Below are 17,709 nucleotides of genomic sequence, written 5' to 3' on the forward strand. Positions count from 1 at the left end.
ATGAATAACGATCGCACATTTAACCCAAACATCCCCCCGCACACCTGGAAACGTCCCATCGGCCTCGGTTGGGACAATCCCTATACAGTCCGCTACGCAAGCAATCTCGACGACGGGCCCTGGCACGGAATGCCTCTGGGCGGGTTCGGTGCCGGCTGCATCGGGCGATCGCCCCGCGGCGACTTCAACCTCTGGCATATCGACGGTGGCGAGCACATTTTTCGCAGTTTGCCTGCTTGTCAGTTCAGCGTTTTTGAAGAAACAAAAGGCAAAAAACAAGCCTATGCACTGTCCACTGAACAGCCAACAGATGGCAGTTTATCTAGTTGGCAATGGTACCCAGGGGAAGCAAGTTCGGCAGCGGATTATGTAACGGATGTAACGGATGTAACGGATGAAAAGAACAAGGAACAATTTCAATCTTCGGGGACTTATCATGCTTTATATCCGCGCAGTTGGTATGTTTACGAAAATGTATTTGAGGCTCAATTAAGCTGCGAGCAATTTTCGCCAATTATCCCGAACAATTATCAAGAAAGCAGTTACCCAGTCGCCATGTTTGAATGGGTAGCGCACAATCCGACAGATGCGCCGATTACTCTCAGCATCATGCTAACTTGGGAGAATATTGTCGGCTGGTTTACCAATGCCAACAAGTCGCCGGAAGTCAAGGTGCGAGATGATGGCAGTCCATTTTATGACTATAAATCCCGGTGGGGAGAAAGTGGCGGAAATATGAATTTGTTGGTGGAAGATTTTCACCGTTTTGGTTGCGTGATGACGCGGTTGACTGCTGACGATCGACCACAAGAAGGTGATGGACAGTGGGCGATCGCAACTATTACCAATCCGGCGGTAGAAGTATTCTATCAAACTCGCTGGAACCCGGCGGGAAACGGCGAGGATATTTGGCGGCACTTTTCTAGTCAAGGTTTCTTGTTGGATGACAGAGATGAGACAGCCGCCGCCCCAGGGGAACAGTTAGCTTGTGCGATCGCAGTTCGGTTTACTATTCGACCGGGAAAAACTCGCAAAATCCCCTTTATCATAGCTTGGGATTTGCCCGTTACTGAGTTTGCATCGGGAGTTTCTTACTACCGCCGTTATACCGATTTCTTCGGGCGCAATGGCAAAAATGTCTGGCCGATTATTCGCACGGCGATGAAACATTCCGATACTTGGCGCGAAAATATTGAAGCTTGGCAAAAACCGATTTTAGAACGGACTGATTTGTCAGATAGTTTTAAAATGGCGCTGTTTAATGAGTTGTACATTTTAACTCAGGGCGGTAGTCTCTGGAGTGCAGCGGATGAACGCGATCCGAAAGGTCAATTTGGGGTTTTGGAGTGTATTGATTACCGCTGGTACGAAAGTTTGGACGTGCGGCTTTACGGTTCTTTTGCTTTATTGATGCTGTGGCCGGAATTAGAAAAGTCGGTCATTATTGCCTTTGCCAGGGCAATTTCGGCTGGTGACGATACGCCCAGAGTTATTGGCTGGAATCAAGCTGCGGCTATTAGAAAATCTGTCGGTGCAACGCCGCACGATTTGGGTGCTCCGAACGAACATCCTTGGGAGAAAACGAATTATACTAGCTATCAAGATTGCAATTTGTGGAAGGATTTACCTTGCGATTTTGTGTTGCAGGTTTATCGGGATTTCCTGTTGACTGGCGGCACAGATTGTGAGTTTTTGCAAGAGTGTTGGCCGGCAATTGTTGAGGCTTTGGCTTATCTGAAAACTTTTGATGAGGATGGAGACGGCATTCCTGAGAATTCTGGTGCGCCGGATCAGACGTTTGATGATTGGCAAATGCGGGGGATTAGTGCGTATTGCGGCGGTTTGTGGTTGGCGGCGCTGGAAAGTGCGATCGCGATCGGCTCCATCTTAGAAGACGCAGCACCCGAAATACTTCCGAATCCGCAAGGAAAGATTGCATTATATCACAGTTGGCTCTTACAAGCAAGACCTAGCTATCAAGAAAAACTGTGGAACGGTCAATATTACCGTTTGGACAGCGAGAGTAATTCGGAAGTGGTGATGGCCGACCAATTGTGCGGTCAATTCTACGCAAAACTGTTGGGATTGCCGGATATTGTGCCGCCAGAATGTGCTGTCAGCGCTTTAGAAACTGTGTATGAATCTTGTTTTTTAAAGTTCAATGATGGCGAGTTCGGCGCGGCGAATGGGGTGATGCTGAACGGTTCACCGGAAAATCCGAATGCGACTCATCCTTTGGAAGTTTGGACGGGCATTAATTTTGGGTTGGCGGCTTTTTTGGTACAGATGGGAATGGAGGAGAAGGCGTTTAAGTTGACTGATGCGGTGGTGAGGCAAATTTATGAGAATGGGTTGCAGTTTCGGACGCCGGAAGCGATTACGGCTGGGGGGACTTTTCGGGCGAGTCACTATTTGCGGGCGATGGCGATTTGGGCAATTTATGGGGTGTTGACTAATTTTAAATAGGGCATTGGTTTGATCGTTCGGACTTCAGTCCGCTCTTGAATTAAGAAGGACTAAAGTCCTCACTACGAACCTGTTAAGTTAAGAAGGACTAAAGTCCTCATTACGAACCTGTTAGTTGGTTTGTAGTACGGACTTCAGTCCGTTCTTGAGTTATCCTAAGAAGGACTAAAGTCCTCATTACGAACCTGTTAGTTGGTTTGTAGTACGGACTTCAGTCCGTTCTTGAGTTATCCTAAGAAGGACTAAAGTCCTCACTACGAACCTGTTATGCTAAGAAGGACTAAAGTCCTTACTACGAACCTGTTAGTTGGTTTGTAGTACGGACTTCAGTCCGTTCTTGAGTTATCCTAAGAAGGACTAAAGTCCTCACTACGAACCTTTTGGATAAATCTGTTTGCATATCAATTCTTTAAATTATTTTGAAAATTTTATAAGTCTTTAAACTTGCATAAAAAATCATCACGCCCGAATGACTGTAATTTCTCGCCCCAATGGACTAGCATGAATTTCTGTTTTCAGCCTTTCTTCCAATTCCAGTGCATTATCTCTTTTATCAAAAATTACCAACCAACCCGAATCTTGTCCCAATCTCGCTAAATATCCATCCAACTGTTCCAATCCTTTAGTCAAAGGATCGACTTTCCTATTCCGCCACACCTTCAGTTCAATTCCCAATGTGACTTCACCGTAGCGCAAACACAGATCCATGCGATCGCGCCCAATGGCATATTCCCTCTCCAACGTTCCCCCACCATTAATCACCCGATGCAGAAACGCCATCAACACCAAATGCGGCGCAATTTCGGGATAAGATGCACTCTTGAGCAACGGTTCGCCATGTTGCAGCCAAAAGGCGAGAAAGGCATCGAGAAGGGCATCTGTGTTTAATTCTCCGTTGGCGGTTAACCAACTGGGACTGATCATCGGTAAACTATCTTGGGGGCCTTGGGCTAAAACTCGCGGCAGAACTTCTCGATAAATCGGATTGGCGATGACTAGCCCCCCAGCCGGATCGCGCCTGAGTAAACCCAAGTCTACCAAATATTGGCGATCGTCATTGGAAGATTCGGGCAATTCTCGTCCGGCTAAAATCGGTTCGATAATGGCTTTGACTCGGTTTTCTCTGAGTTTTTCTGCTAAACTATCTAAATGCGTATCTTGTCGTTTAATCAGAATCTCTTTAGCGGTTAAAATATGCTCTGCTGTAATGGCTATTGATTCATCAGTGACTAACTCTTCTACGATTTCTTTAGCTAACGCATTGACTAACCAAGGTTGTCCCTGAGTTAGTTCAAAAGCTAACGCTGAGGCTTCTGGAGTAAAAACTTGTCCGGTATCTTCAGTATGTTGGTTGTAGAGTTCGACCACTTCAGCAGCATTGAAATTCCGCATAGTGAGGGAACGAACTTTAATATTAAACGGACTAGAAGTATTGAGCCTGTCACTGCCACCAGCCGCCACTTTATAATCTCTCACATCTCGCAAACCGATTAAGCCGACTGATTGAGGAAAAGCGTTTGGACGATTGGGATAACCATCGCGCAATTGACGTAAAATTGAAATTAAAGCTTGGTCTTGTAAGGCATCAATTTCGTCGATTAAAATAACTAGAGGACGAGGGGAAGATTCAGCCCAAAGACTGAGTGCATCGCCGATGCGGTGTCCGGCTTCCAAGAAAGACCAAGCTAGAGGTTGTAAATCTTGGGGCAATCTGATAGAAATTGCTCGCCGCCAAGCACTCAAAATCGCCTTTTCCGCACCAGCAATATCTTGACTGAAAGGTGCGCCCACTTCAACTGACAGCATGACGGCGGTGTATTCTCCGCTGTCGGTGAGTTGTTTGGCTAAAGACAACATGGCGGTGGTTTTGCCGATTTGTCGGGGTGCGTGGATGACGAAATAGTTGCGTTGGGCAATTAATCGCTCCAAATCTGGTAAGCGGAGTGTTGGCGACAGGGTATAATGAATGTCTTCCTGGCAGGGGCCAGCGGTATTGAACCATCTAGGCATAGGTAAATTGGGGTGTAAGGAACGGTTGCTTTTAGTTTAGCTTGCGGTTGTCAGAATGCCGATCGCACCCCAGCGTTACCAAATTCGATTTTGCACCCACCCTCGAAGCGCTTTCAACCGCTATCTTAAATCTACAAACCAAACTCAATTACTCTAAAATCCTGTTGGGTGATGAAATCAGCTTGCACGCCGTTGAGAGTAGCTAATATTTGATCTGTGTTGGCAATTTTGATTAAAGTTGCACCGCCATCTTGAACTATGCTGAGTCGATCGCCCTTTAACCCTCCCATCAAAATAAATACATCCTCACCGGGCGTAAAATCAGCAATGACATCGCCACCATCCCCCGCAGCGAAGCAAAAGTAATCGCGCCCGCTTCCCCCAATCAAAGTATCATTACCCTTGCCGCCGTAAAGAGTATCGCTACCATCGCCGCCGCACAATTTATCGGCATCTTCATTGCCCAAAATTAAATCGTTGCCGCTACCGCCGCACAAATAATCTTTTTGGCTGCTACCATCCGTCGGAATATTGTCAATATCTCCGAAAATTGTATCGTCGCCGTCGCCGCCGCAGATGGTGTCACTTCCCAAATCTCCTAACAGCAAATCCTTGCCAGATTCGCCGCAAATTAAATCGTTATCTTTGCCGCCGCGGATGCTGTCATTGCCCTCGCCACCAGCCAGAGTATCTGCGCTTTCTTGCCCGTATAAAAGGTCGTTGCCCTTATCCCCAAAAAGCAAATCTTTTCCCGTTAAATCGCCGTCAAACGAGTTAGAAGTGCCACCAAATAAACGATCGCCACCTTCATCTCCAATCAAGGTGTCGTTGCCTTTGTCGCCCCAAACTATGTCATCATCTTTGCCTGCGATCGCCCGATCGTCATTTTTACCCGCATAAATAACATCATTCCCAGCGTGCCCGACGATGTAGTCGTTATCTTCGTTGCCAAATATCGTGTCGCTATCTGCATCCGCGCCCACAGCAACCGGGCTAGCAAAGCCGCCGTAAATATTGTCGCTGCCCAATAAGCCAATTAGCAAGTCGCTGCCGTTAAAACCGTTGATGCTGTCATTAATATTGCTGCCGGTGAGAGTATCTTTACCGTTTGTACCGGTGAGGGTGTTTGCAGCGATGTTGGGGCCGGGAATCGAAGCGCGATCGGGTAAATTGATGCGATGATCGCACATACAGTCTTCAACAGCAGCAGGAATTAGCGCAGGTGTTGGGGTTTCGCTTGGTAGAGGTGCGGTTGGGGCGATCGGCATTTCCCCAGATTTAACCGTCGGAATTGTCATCGGAATTGAAGTTTCCCCAGATTTAACCGTCGGAGTTTCCGCAGGCGTTGGAGTCGGAATCGGAGTTTCCGCAGGCGTTGGAGTTGGAGTTGGAGTTTCCGCAGGCGTTGGAGTTGGAGTTGGAGTTTCCGCAGGCGTTGGAGTCGGAGTCGGAGTTTCCGCAGGCGTTGGAGTCGGAATCGGAGTTTCCGCAGGCGTTGGAGTTGGAGTTTCCGCAGGCGTTGGAGTCGGAATCGGAGTTTCCGCAGGCGTTGGAGTTGGAGTTTCCGCAGGCGTTGGAGTTGGAATCGGAGTTTCCGCAGGAGTTGGAGTCGGAGTTTCCGCAGGAGTTGGAGTTGGAGTTTCCGCAGGCGTTGGAGTCGGAATCGGAGTTTCCGCAGGAGTCGGAATCGGAGTTTCCGCAGGAGTTGGAGTTGGAGTTGGAGTTTCCGCAGGCGTTGGAGTTGGAATCGGAGTTTCCGCAGGCGTTGGAGTCGGAATCGGAGTTTCCGCAGGCGTTGGAGTTGGAGTTTCCGCAGGCGTTGGAGTTGGAGTCGGAGTTTCCGCAGGCGTTGGAGTCGGAGTTGGAGTTGGAGTTGGAGTTGGAGTTGGAATTGGAGTCGGAGTTGGAGTTGGAGTTGGAGTTGGAGTTGGAGTTGGAATTGGAGTTGGAGTTGGAGTTGGAGTTGGAGTTGGAGTTGGAATTGGAGTTGGAGTTGGAGTCGGAGTTGGAATTGGAGTTGGAGTTGGAGTTGGAGTTGGAGTTGGAGTTGGAATTGGAGTTGGAATTGGAGTTGGAGTTGGAGTTGGAGTTGGAATTGGAGTTGGAATTGGAGTTGGAGTTGGAGTTGGAGTTGTATCTACAATAGTCAAAACAGCACTAGAAACTGCTCCTAAATCTGCTTCATTAGTGGGATTATTTAGAATTAAATTGACAGTTTCACCCTCTTCTATTTCCGAATCGTCTAGAATTGCAACCGTAAAAAATTGAACAGTTTCACCAATTCCAAAATTTAATACTCCCGATGTCTGATTGTAGTCAATTCCAGGACTCGCAGTCCCATTATTTGTACTATAACTGACAGCAGCAGCCACATTATTACCATCAGTCCGAGTAACCGTAATTGTCGCAAAGTTACTATCTTCATTAACACTGTAGCTGGCGTTACTGAAGTTAAATGTGCCGGGATTAGTCAGGTTGATAGTGAAAGTTTGGTTGGGGGAAGTATCGACACCGCCGTTATCTGTGCCACCATTATCTTTCAGGTTTAACGTGATATTAGCACTGCCGATCGCCCCTACGGCCGGTGTAAATGTTAGCGTGCCCGCCGAGTCGATCGCAGGTGGTACGCTAAACAAAGCAGCATTGTCATTCCCCGTAACTTGAAACGCGAGAGTTTGTCCCGACTCGTTGGCGGGGCCCCGAGAAATCGCCGTCGCCCAGCCGGGGATGGTTTGCGCGCTGGAGTTACTCTTGAGAGTGCGATCGCCCCCTTTGACAAACGAAGGTGCATCGTTAACTGGATTGACTGGAAGCCTGTAGGTAATGGAATTCGTGCTAAATGCCGTCGTTCCCCCGGTAGATGAAGCATTGACGCCCGCAGTACCGTTACCGACTCCATTCGTTCCATCCCAAGCCCGAAACGTAATTGTCGGTTCGCTGCCAGCGGTACTGTAATAGTCTGGGTTGGGTACAAAGCGGACTTTCGCAGGCGTTTGCAGGGAAACCCGCGTCAAGTTGATGTTAGCTTGGGCCGAGGTTGTGTCGTCGCCCAGAAATAGAAAGTTAGGAGTTTCGTAAGGGTCGATCGCCCCACTAAATGCAGAATAATCTCGCAGCGGGCCGGTTAGTATAATATCGCCACCCTCAGAAAGAAAGTAATTATCGCCTTGAACTCTGAGAGTGTAGTCAAAAGCATTATTGGTATTGTAAGCAACGTTTTCGGCGGCCAGAAATAAGCCGTTGATTTGCCCGCCCGGATTGGGAGTAATGCCGTCTCCTTGGGCAAAGATATTGCCCGTAGTTGCAGATAGCTGCTGGAAACCGATTTCAATTGCTTTGCGATCGCTCGTAACGGCAACAATGCTAAAACCCGCTCGATTTGAATTAGTGCGAGCTTCTGATATAATTTGGAGATTAAAATCCAAGCTAAATCCCGAAGTGCGATCGAGCGGTGGAAATAACGGATTTGCCGGATTGTTCGTATAGCCGGCATAAATGCTGTTGGCAGCAGTGCTGTTTAAATTAACTCCATTACCGCTATATATTTCTGAAGCAACAATTGTCGGAGAAATTAGATTTAAATTAGTCAAAGAAAGCCAATTTTGAGCGCTGGGAGTATTGCCGTTCGCTCCCTTATACAGAGGATTGCGACCGAGGACTGTTGCTGAAGTTTCCGACACTGTGCCAAAATCTTTCCAAGTAGTACCGTTAGTTGAAAATTGCCAGTTACCGTTAGTATTGTCTGCTTCCGTGACTGCGACACCCAACAGATCGTCACCAGCATTGGCATCACTACCTAACTCGCTAGTGGTTGCAAAAATACTAAATCCAGGGTTAGCTGCGCTGGCTGTGTCTTCATCAATTGCGGGCGCACTATTAAAATTAGAATTTCCTAAAGTTGGAGCGCTGTTAACTTGGGGGTTGCGGAGCTTGTTAATATAAATACTGTTAATTCCGCCGTTGGGCAAACCTAGAGAACCGGAAGTATTAACAGCATAATTAAGAGTTTTATTTACACCACCAACAGCGCTAAAAAACTCGATATTACGCCCTATATTTGGGGCTGAAACTTGCACTTTAGCTGCACTAGCAAAGGCTCCGTGTGTTCCCGATGTCCTCCAGGCGATCGAATCTACTGTATCGAAATTTGTAGTGCTAGTATTGTCAACATAAACAACGTCTGACTCCGCTAAATTCCCATCAAAATTTCCCACGGGCAGCAGCTTTGTCAAAAATCCACCTGTGGGACTCAATCTAATGTTCCAATCATTATTTGTTCCCAAAGGTATGGGGTTATAGGTAATCTCTTGATTGACAATTGCTCCACCGATCGCAATTATAGTTCCTGCTTTAAACACAGGAGCAATACTTGCCATATTAGTAAATTTATAAGCCGAATATTTAGCTGTTGTTGGCTCAGTTGAGTCGCCAACAAAATAGCTCTGAAGCTGAGTTGCACTTACATCTTCTGTCAGCAGTAACTCTACATACTCGTTGCCTGTCCAGTCTCCAGTATCGCGGCGGAATTCATTAATAATTATCTGTCCCATTTGGATGCACCTGATATTTAATATAACAATCCGATCGAATGTGGCAAGCACATTCAACTGCGTGAAAAATTTAAGCAGGAGAGTATTTTGTTCTCTACCGATAACCTGCCTTTTAGTTCAGTCGTAGGGCGCGTCGGATAATTTGCTTGACACATCGCATAAAATGTGAAAAACTGACGCACCCTACCAGATAACTACTGAATGATTTATATGAATCAATCAACCTAAAATAATTATTAATAAATTAACCGAATTAACCTTATAATGTCAAGCATTAAATAATTTCAATAAACACTGCACATAAAAATATGTTTATCGGGCAATGACTCGCAAATTTAGATTAAAAATAACCAACCAATCATGTCACATCCCATCGATGTTTGATTGGCAAAACCTTAGTCAAACTCAAAGGTTATGAAAATCAAGATCGTATTCCCATTGGTAATTAATTAAAACACTTCGTCTTCGATTCCCACCCACCATTCGCCCAGATTCATTAAATCTTGGTGAAGATCGGTAAGTTCTTTGAGATATTCTTCAGTAGAAATCTCCGATCGCCTTTCTTGCAATTTTTTCATCCGCAGTTGCACCAACAGCCACGGTTTAGAAATCCCATCGGTTGCTTCGATATATTTGGCTAAGTCTTTGCTGTTCATGATTATTTTTTAGATGGGAATGATTTAACCGCAGAGAGCGCAGAGAACGCAGAGAAAAAAATAATTATGATGCCAACTGATTTAACATTATACCACTTTGAAACTAATTTAAAAGCTCTCATTTTCCCCAGTCGGTTTCAACCGACTGTCTTCTTTGAGCCAGGGGTTTAAACCCCTGGCGGACTTGCGGACTCGCCGCCAAACATCCTTTACCTGTAATCCGAAGTCTGAATGTTTTTCAACTTCGCCGCATATTTCATGCCGTATTCCGGGCGGCAAAAGCGATCGATCTGAGACTCAAAAAACGCCCGATTTGCCTTCAAATGCTTCGGATTTGGGTCATCCAAAGGATACAGCAGCGCCGTTCGCAATGCTTGAATTACCGCCGAAGTAACGCAGTACATCGATCGCTGAAACGTCACCCCAATCTGATTGAGGATATCATCTTCGCCGCGGCACCGCTGTTTGTAGAAATCCATCAAATAAGGCGGCAGGAAGTGCAGCATATCTTGGGCTAGCAACGTCGGCGGGATGCCGGCAGTTCCTACCGGGAATTTGTCTGCATACAAAACTCCGTAGTGGAAGTCTTTTTGATCGTCTGGAACTTCCCTGGCTTGCGCGTTGTAAGATTTGGTTCCCCGGAACGGTGAAGTGCGGTAAAATACAGCTTCCACATAAGGTAACGCTGCTTCGTAAAGCCAAGTGAAACCTTTTGATTTCGGGATAATTTCATAGGTTTCGCCGTCGATGAGAACGTGGTGGTAAATCGGACGACCTGCGATCGCAAATATACCATTTACCAGGAAATCCATCGCCTGGGGTACTGTGGTAACTTTCCCTTCGTCGTACAAGTCGGAAACTTCAAAAAACACCGGTGCCATTACTTCCCAGAATAAACCGAGATTGCTGTAATAAGACATTTGGCGGCACTGTTCCAAAAACATTTCGGGAAATGCTTTGTGCAGGGCCAGCATGAACGGGTCTTTTTTGAAGTAAGCTTTAATGGCGCGATCGGCATTAGCTTTGTATTCGTCGCTGTCGAGATAGGGATCGAATTGATTCGTCGGCACGTACAAGCCCCGGTGCCAAAGCATTCCTCTCATGCACTCTTCGGCAAATTCCATGTTAATGCGATCGTGCCACAAATGGTGAAACAGTCGCGGCTTTTTGCCAGTTTCCCCATTTTCCATGAACTCCAAAAGTTCGGGGTGGGCGCTTCCCGTTCCCCGCCACACCCGCAAATCTGCACCGTCACCTGAATAGTGATTTTGCAAATCTAAATACTCCTGGGGTAAGAAGTATTTAAAGAAGGGAAGAGGGTTTAAAAATACCCGTTCCGCGATGTAAAGTAAATCCCGCCAATAGAAATCCATCGGTACCGCGTAGGCCTTCCAAATCGCGATGATTTGCATCAGATTTTCCGGCGTATCGGGAATCATCGCGCCGCCAGCTTCCAGTCTGTGAATTACTTCTGCAAATTCGTGCTTAGAAGGAGGCAGTTTAGTTGCTGGTTTCGTAGGAGTTTGTACCATTGTTTTTTCCTTGGTTTGAATGAATCTCAATATTTAGAAATATTCGCTTGCGTCGGCTGCAGCGCAATGCTTGGAAGTTGCTAGTAGGGAAATTGCTGTAAGTGCACCTGAATTTAGAATTGTTTGCGCTATTCCAAACTTTTACACAGTTATGGTGGTAGTAGACTGGTTGTTTTTATTTTACCATATTTACAATCCGAATTCATATCATGTCTTGTCCATTACCATCACAAAAACGGTTTGTAGTGCGGACTTCAGTCCGCTCCGGCTGCGGACTGAAGTCCGCACTACAAACGAATCTGATTGTGGTCACTCCACCGGAGATGATATCGTTTGCCAACGGATTGTATAGCGGATTTAACCGATTCAATGGATGGATGTTGAGGGAAGAAGGAAGAAGGAAGAAGGAAGTTCGGCAACGGATTGTGTAACGGATGTAACGGATGTAACGGATGTAAAGGATGGAAGTCCGATGTCCGTCGGAAGAAGTCCGATGTCCGTCGGAAGAAGGAAGAAAGAAGAAGGAAGAAGGAAGAAGGAAGAAGGAAGAAGGAAGAAAGAAGATTTTTCTGATCTCCCCCGATCCCCATCGGACACTCTCCCCCTCTCCCATTCTATTTGTCCTGCTGATAGCTGACAGCTACTTGAGAATATCTGCCCGTTGACAGGGTTACTGCCATCGCATTTGTAGTAGATTCGCTCCACTTCAGCAGCCACACCGGTTGCACTCCCAAGAAGAAAATGATACCCGCTAAAACTAGGGCTGGCATATTTTCGGCAAACTTAACTGCTGGGTAATAAGCCGTGGCATTGTCCAATTTGCCAAAACAGGTGCGGTTGAGCAGAATTACAAAGTAAACTGCTGTTAAGCCGGAGGCTAAAATGCACAGTAAAGTCGGAATTGGAAATGCTGAGAAACTGCCTTGAAATACTAAAAATTCGGCGATAAAACCGACTAAACCGGGAATGCCGGCGCTTGCCATGCCGCCCAAAACTAACAGCGAACTTGCCGTGGGTAAGCCGCGCATCGGATTCATCAAGCCGTTGAGCACGTCCAAATCCCGCGTGCCTGCTTTGGTTTCGATGATGCCTACGAGATAAAACAGCAAGGCTAAAATCAAGCCGTGGCTTACCATTTGCCCGACGGCGCCGATTAAGGCGAGTTTGGTGCCGGCGGCGCAGGCGACGAGGATGTAGCCCATATGCCCGATCGAACTATAGGCTACCATGCGCTTGATATCTTTTTGGGCGATCGCGGTCAAAGCACCGTACATCACGCTCACTGTACCAATTATCGCTAAACCAGGAGCGACAATCGACCAAGTTTCGGGGAACATCTGCAAACCAAACCGCACTAAGCCGTAAGTTCCCAACTTCGCCAAAACCCCTCCCAACAGAATTGCTGTTGCTGGCGAAGCTTCCACGTAGGCATCCGGCAGCCAAGTGTGCAGGGGCACTAAAGGAATTTTAATTGCCAACCCAACTAGGACAATTGTTAGCAAGATTAATTGCGTGTTTAAGGGCAAATCTTGAGTAGTAATTGCACTATAATCGAAGTTTAAAGAGCCGCTCAGCCAAGCTACACCCAAAAATCCTGCTAAAACTAAAAGTCCCGAAACTGCCGTGTAAATCAGAAACTTCATAGCGGCGTATTCGCGCTGCTTGCCGCCCCAAATCGCAATTAACAGGTAAAACGGAATTAATTCTAGCTCGTAAAACAAAACGAACAGCAGCAAGTTTTGAGACATCAAAGCTCCCGCCACCCCCGCATTGATCAGCAAAATCAAAGCGTAGTAAAGCTGGGGGCGAGCTATGCCTTCACCAGTACCGTAAATTACCAATAGCGTTAGCAATCCGGTTAAAACTAGCAGTGGCAAAGATAAGCCATCAATTCCCAAGTTGTAGCTCAAACCCAATTGTGGAATCCAAGGCAAATATTCGTGAAATTGTAGCCCTGAATTTGTCGTGTCAAATTGAGTTAGCAGCCAGAGATTCAACAGGAAAACGGCAGCAGCGAAGACGGAAGCGACGGAGCGCACCCGCATCGCATTCATTTTTCCGGGCAAGAACCCGACTACCGCAGCGCCCAACGCGGGCAACCAGAGCAACGCACTAAGCATAATGTGTGAAGAGTGAAGAGTAAAAAATCATTTCAGTTGACAGTTGAAAGTTGAGAGTTGACAGTTACGAAACATTTGACAGTGGGCTTGGGACGGACTGACGGCGGACAATCGCGCTTAATTTGTTGACTGTCAAGTGTTTAAAACCTTGCCCTCCACTGTCAACTGTCAACTGTTTACGACTCAATCAAAATATTGACTGCACCCGTGTCTAAATCGTAATATCCACCAACAACCTTCAGCTTATTCTCTTGAATTAACTTTGAGATAACTGGAGATGCTTTCAGCCTTTTAGCTTGCAGCACCACATTGGCTTTGCAGGCATTTTCTAAACGATCGCCTGCTTGGCCTTTCGAGCTTTCTACAGCAGGCCTAATTGCGTCGAGCAAACTGCCAATTTGACCGGGAACTTGAGCGCCTTTGATGGTTGCATCTACCGCACCGCAACGTTTGTGGCCGATTACTACCAGCACTTTTGCTCCCAGCACCAGCGTGCCAAATTCCAGGCTGCCAATTTCTTCTGGAGTAGCTACATTTCCGGCTACCCGACAGACAAATAAATCGCCCAATCCCTGATCGAAGATAATCTCAGAAGGAAAGCGGGAATCAGCACAGCCCAGAATAGCAGCGAATGGTTTTTGAGCTTTGGCAACTTCGGCAAGGCGGGGTAAGTCTTGGTTGGGACTTTGGCGTTTTCTGTCAACAAATCGCTTGTTCCCCTCCATTAATTTTGCCAACGCTGCATCGGGACTCATGTCATTTTGAGCAATTGCTGGTTCCGGTGCAGCTACATCAGCACCTACTCGTGCTGCGAGTATTCCTGTACCTATTGCTCCTGCGACAAATTTGAGGGAGTTGCGCCGGGAAAGATTTACTTGTCTGTGATGGTCTTTCATGTATCCTGCCTTGTTGGATCGAGTTTGAAATCTTTATTCAAGACTTCATTTGTTTAAGATTTTAGGTTGAAAGTGTCACCTAAAATCTGCAACGTTATATCTCTTTACCCGCCGACAATCAGGGACAGGCGAGCCAACAGAGGCCAGCTTACTAGCAGTCCTAAAAGTGCAACTCCGAACAGAATTGTCAGGGCATAAAACTGAGTTTGACCGCTAACGTTGTATTTGAGGCTCTGCCCGCCGAAAACTGTGGCAAAACCGATTAAGTTCGCAAATCCGTCAACAATATTGCGATCGAACCAGGATATGATTTGGGAAACCAGACCGACGGCAAAGATGATGGTCACGCGGTAAAGTTGGGCGGTGTAAAAGTCGTAGGCAAAGAAGTCTTGCACGGCTTGAGAACCAATTCGCACTGGTTTTTCCCACTTTTCGTTGAGGTAAATAAATGCTCCGGCACCGATGCCGATCGCACTTGACAAAGCTAACAGCCCGGCCGCAGTATAATTCAAAGTTGCCCAAGGCAAAATTTGCCACGCTGCGAGCAACTGCGGGACGTGCAAAGTAAATCCCATTAACACTGTCATCGGCAAGACAAAAGGCCAGGCAACTTCGGGCGAACGTTCGGTCATTTGCTTGGGTTTGCCGCCGAAAACTAAACCGAAAACGCGCACTAAGCCAAAAGCAGTGACGCCGTTGACAAACAGCACTACTACTAACAGTGAAGGATGAGTTTTAGCCAGCCCGCCTGCTAATTCTGATAAAGCCCAGAAGCAGCCGAAGGGGGGCAGTCCCATCACTCCAGCGGCGCCGACAAGAAACGATATTCCCGATATCGGGCGCTTCGCCCACAAACCGCCGAGATATCGGACATCCTGAGTGATGCTGTTCCAAACTACCGAACCGATGCTCATCACCAACAAACCCATTGCCAAGCTGTAGGCAAAGATCAATGTCAAAGCTGTTTGGGTTTGTCCGGTACCGACGGCGATAAATACTAAGCCCATGTAAGAGCTAACTATATAGGAAAGGGTGCGCTTGATGTCGATTTGGGCGATCGCAATTAAAGACGCACCCACAGCCGTTGCAGCACCCACAATAATAGTTGTCTTCAGCCCCACGGGCGACAAAGCAATCACCGGCTGCAATTTAATCAAAATCCAGGCGCCGGTTTCCACAACCACCGTGTTCCGCAAAATCGTTGCCGGCAAAGGGCCTTCCATCGCCTCATCCAGCCACAGGTGCAGGGGAAACTGGGCGCATTTGCCCATCGGGCCGGCAATCAAAGCCAAACTCAACAGCGTCGCCACTGTGGGGTCAATGTTTGCAGTCTTAGCCCACACGGCCAACTCGTCAAAATTCCAAGTTCCAGCCAGCGGCAGAATTGCAACTACTCCCATCAGCAGGAATAAGTCTCCTACCCGCTTTGTCAAGAAAGCGTCGCGGGCGCCCGTCACCACCAAAGACTGATTGAACCACAGCCCGATTAGCAGGTAAGTTCCCAGAGTCAGAACTTCCAGAATCATGTAGCTGAAAAACAGAGAGTTGGACAATACCAAGCCGCACATCCCCGCTTCAAACAGCCCCATCAGGGAAAAGAACCTAGCCCAGCCCCAGTCCATCTCCATGTAACCGACTGCATAAATCTGCGCCAGAAGGTTCAGTCCGGTAATCAAAACTGTCGCCCCGACTGTGACAGCAGAGATGTCTACGGGAATGGTTAAGTCTAAACCTGCCACATTCAGCCAGGGAATCAACTGGTGTTGTGCCGGTTGGTTCCAGATAGCTGTCAGGGCGATGACGCCGTGAAGGAAAGCGAAGAAAGTTAAGATGGCGTTTACGTAACCGGAGGGTCTAGGCCCCGTGCGGCGAGTTACTGCTGGAAACCACAGTATCGACAGAAATGCGCCGATAAGTGGATAGCAAGGTATAAACCAAACGGTCTGGAGTAGGATTTGAGCCATTGGCACTACCTGTAAATGTTACAAAAATTTAAAAATCTGAGAATAATCTCGATCGCCATTCGGCTGAGGTCCTTCGCCAGAAGTAAAGAAATTTTGGGGTAAATGCGAGTTTCTTGTCGTTTTGAAACTGCGCGCTTCAAAATAGACTCATTAATTTTATATTAAGGATTGCCTGAAATTTTCATATTTCCCAATTCAGCATACTTATATACAGATAAACTGTGCTTATCGGATGTAAAGATCAGACGGCGGTTGAAACCGCGCCTACACAAACGATGTCCGGATGGTGCGCGGACTCAAGAGAGAATAACATAGGATAGGTCTTCAACCCGCGCACCATCCGGGTTTTGCCTGTATAGACGCGGTTTCAACCGCCCAGTCTTCTTCTAAGGATTAAAGTCGCTCAATTTCCCGAGCTAGTTCTGGGAGTTTGGCTTGTCGCTGTCCGATCGCCCTTGCTCTCACATTCAAAAGACCGATCGGCGTATTCAACAAATCTACCAGATCGGCGCGGGCGATCGCGCACTTAGCAGCAGCAACCGGCAATTCCTTTAACAGCCACCTAGCCAGCCGGTAAAAATATTCCCTGATTTTAAATTCCCGCATCAAATCGACGCCGTGGAGTTCGTGCAAATATTTATTCGACTCGCCGTAGCGATGCCATTGACTTTGCAACTGTTTTATTGTAGAACGGTGGCGGTGTCGGGCGATCGCACTTTCGGCAAAATAGATTTTATAGGATGTTTCCCGCAAAATCCGCCAGCACAAATCCGCATCGCCACCGCTCGTAAGGTAGGGGCGAAACAAACCGACTCGTGCTAAAATCTGCCTGCGTACAGCCAAGTTAGCCGTTTGACCGTAGGGACAAAAAGGGTGAGCGAGAGTATGTTTTTGAGATAAAGTATTTTCGCGGGCGGCGTGTTTTTCTAAGAGAGTGTTACCGGGGAGGGCGAGGATTTCACCGCAGGTAATTCCGATGTCTAAGTTAGCGAATGGTTGGACTAAATTTTGCAACCATTGAGGTTCGGGGCGACAGTCTGCGTCGGTAAAGGCGATGATTTCACCTGTTGAGGCGCGAATTCCTTTGTTTCTGGCGGCGTAGGAACTTTGAATGGTATTTTCGCTGAGATTGCGAAGGGTTATTTGATTGAATCCCTCTTGGTTGGGGGATTTGGCTGCTGCTTGAAGGATGGTTGAAGTGTAATCGCGACTTTTGTTGTCTACTAAGAGATATTCTACTCTGTTTGTTGGATAAGTTTGCGATCGCAGACACTCGATTAAATCCGGCAAATCCTTCTCGCCGTTATAAACAGGTACTACAACCGAAACAAGGGGTAAAAACTCCGCACTGTTCATTAATCCTCTCTGCGGGTTGCTGAGTCAATCAGGACTGAAGTCCTTATTACAAATCGGTTCGTAGTAAGGACTTCAGTCCTCTCTTAAAGTTTGTAGTAAGGACTTCAGTCCTCTCTTAAAGTTTGTAGTAAGGACTTCAGTCCTCTCTTAAAGTTTGTA

The 17,709-nt window shown here is 47.1% G+C and carries 9 protein-coding genes; 1 reads left to right on the plus strand and 8 read right to left on the minus strand.

The window, feature by feature from the left end; all coding sequences use genetic code 11:
* Entirely contained in the window at window positions 1-2,466 is a 2,466-nt protein-coding gene (locus tag JGK39_RS01055; RefSeq protein WP_293254624.1) for a GH116 family glycosyl hydrolase, read from the plus strand.
* 459 nt (window positions 2,467-2,925) lie between these two features.
* On the opposite strand, the gene JGK39_RS01060 is transcribed toward JGK39_RS01055, so the two are convergent.
* From JGK39_RS01060 to JGK39_RS01095, 8 genes are all read right to left on the minus strand, one after another.
* Window positions 2,926-4,476 carry an AAA-like domain-containing protein gene (locus JGK39_RS01060; protein WP_293254621.1) on the minus strand — a complete coding sequence of 517 codons (1,551 nt, stop codon included), beginning with the start codon at window positions 4,474-4,476 and terminating at the stop codon, window positions 2,926-2,928.
* A 131-nt stretch (window positions 4,477-4,607) separates the two neighbouring features.
* Window positions 4,608-9,026 (minus strand): Calx-beta domain-containing protein, encoded by a 4,419-nt coding sequence (locus JGK39_RS01065; RefSeq protein WP_293295439.1) that lies wholly within the window; start codon window positions 9,024-9,026, stop codon window positions 4,608-4,610.
* Window positions 9,027-9,475: 449 nt separating this feature from the next.
* A complete protein-coding gene (locus JGK39_RS01070) occupies window positions 9,476-9,682 on the minus strand; it encodes a hypothetical protein (RefSeq protein WP_293254615.1) in 207 nt (68 codons plus the stop codon).
* Between the two features lie 209 nt (window positions 9,683-9,891).
* Window positions 9,892-11,214, minus strand: coding sequence for a CO2 hydration protein (locus JGK39_RS01075; RefSeq protein WP_293254612.1), 1,323 nt, complete (start codon window positions 11,212-11,214; stop codon window positions 9,892-9,894).
* Between the two features lie 614 nt (window positions 11,215-11,828).
* The gene (locus JGK39_RS01080) at window positions 11,829-13,334 is read right to left on the minus strand and encodes an NADH-quinone oxidoreductase subunit M (protein WP_293254606.1); all 1,506 of its coding nucleotides are present in this window, start codon (window positions 13,332-13,334) and stop codon (window positions 11,829-11,831) included.
* Between the two features lie 176 nt (window positions 13,335-13,510).
* Window positions 13,511-14,230 (minus strand): carbonic anhydrase, encoded by a 720-nt coding sequence (locus tag JGK39_RS01085; RefSeq protein ID WP_293254603.1) that lies wholly within the window; start codon window positions 14,228-14,230, stop codon window positions 13,511-13,513.
* Between the two features lie 104 nt (window positions 14,231-14,334).
* A complete protein-coding gene (locus JGK39_RS01090) occupies window positions 14,335-16,194 on the minus strand; it encodes an NAD(P)H-quinone oxidoreductase subunit F (protein ID WP_293254600.1) in 1,860 nt (619 codons plus the stop codon).
* A gap of 393 nt (window positions 16,195-16,587) precedes the next feature.
* Window positions 16,588-17,550, minus strand: a complete 963-nt coding sequence (locus tag JGK39_RS01095) for a glycosyltransferase (RefSeq protein ID WP_293254598.1) — start codon at window positions 17,548-17,550, stop codon at window positions 16,588-16,590.
* Between the last annotated feature and the right edge of the window lie 159 nt (window positions 17,551-17,709).

This window comes from Microcoleus sp. PH2017_12_PCY_D_A (assembly GCF_020738565.1).
In the GTDB taxonomy this organism is placed as follows: domain Bacteria; phylum Cyanobacteriota; class Cyanobacteriia; order Cyanobacteriales; family Microcoleaceae; genus Microcoleus.

Coding starts and splice junctions, on each gene's coding strand:
- JGK39_RS01055 (WP_293254624.1), top strand. CDS start 1: ATGAATAACGATCGCACATTTAACCCAAACATCCCCCCGCACACCTGG.
- JGK39_RS01060 (WP_293254621.1), bottom strand. CDS start 4,476: ATGCCTAGATGGTTCAATACCGCTGGCCCCTGCCAGGAAGACATTCAT.
- JGK39_RS01065 (WP_293295439.1), bottom strand. CDS start 9,026: ATGGGACAGATAATTATTAATGAATTCCGCCGCGATACTGGAGACTGG.
- JGK39_RS01070 (WP_293254615.1), bottom strand. CDS start 9,682: ATGAACAGCAAAGACTTAGCCAAATATATCGAAGCAACCGATGGGATT.
- JGK39_RS01075 (WP_293254612.1), bottom strand. CDS start 11,214: ATGGTACAAACTCCTACGAAACCAGCAACTAAACTGCCTCCTTCTAAG.
- JGK39_RS01080 (WP_293254606.1), bottom strand. CDS start 13,334: ATGCTTAGTGCGTTGCTCTGGTTGCCCGCGTTGGGCGCTGCGGTAGTC.
- JGK39_RS01085 (WP_293254603.1), bottom strand. CDS start 14,230: ATGAAAGACCATCACAGACAAGTAAATCTTTCCCGGCGCAACTCCCTC.
- JGK39_RS01090 (WP_293254600.1), bottom strand. CDS start 16,194: ATGGCTCAAATCCTACTCCAGACCGTTTGGTTTATACCTTGCTATCCA.
- JGK39_RS01095 (WP_293254598.1), bottom strand. CDS start 17,550: ATGAACAGTGCGGAGTTTTTACCCCTTGTTTCGGTTGTAGTACCTGTT.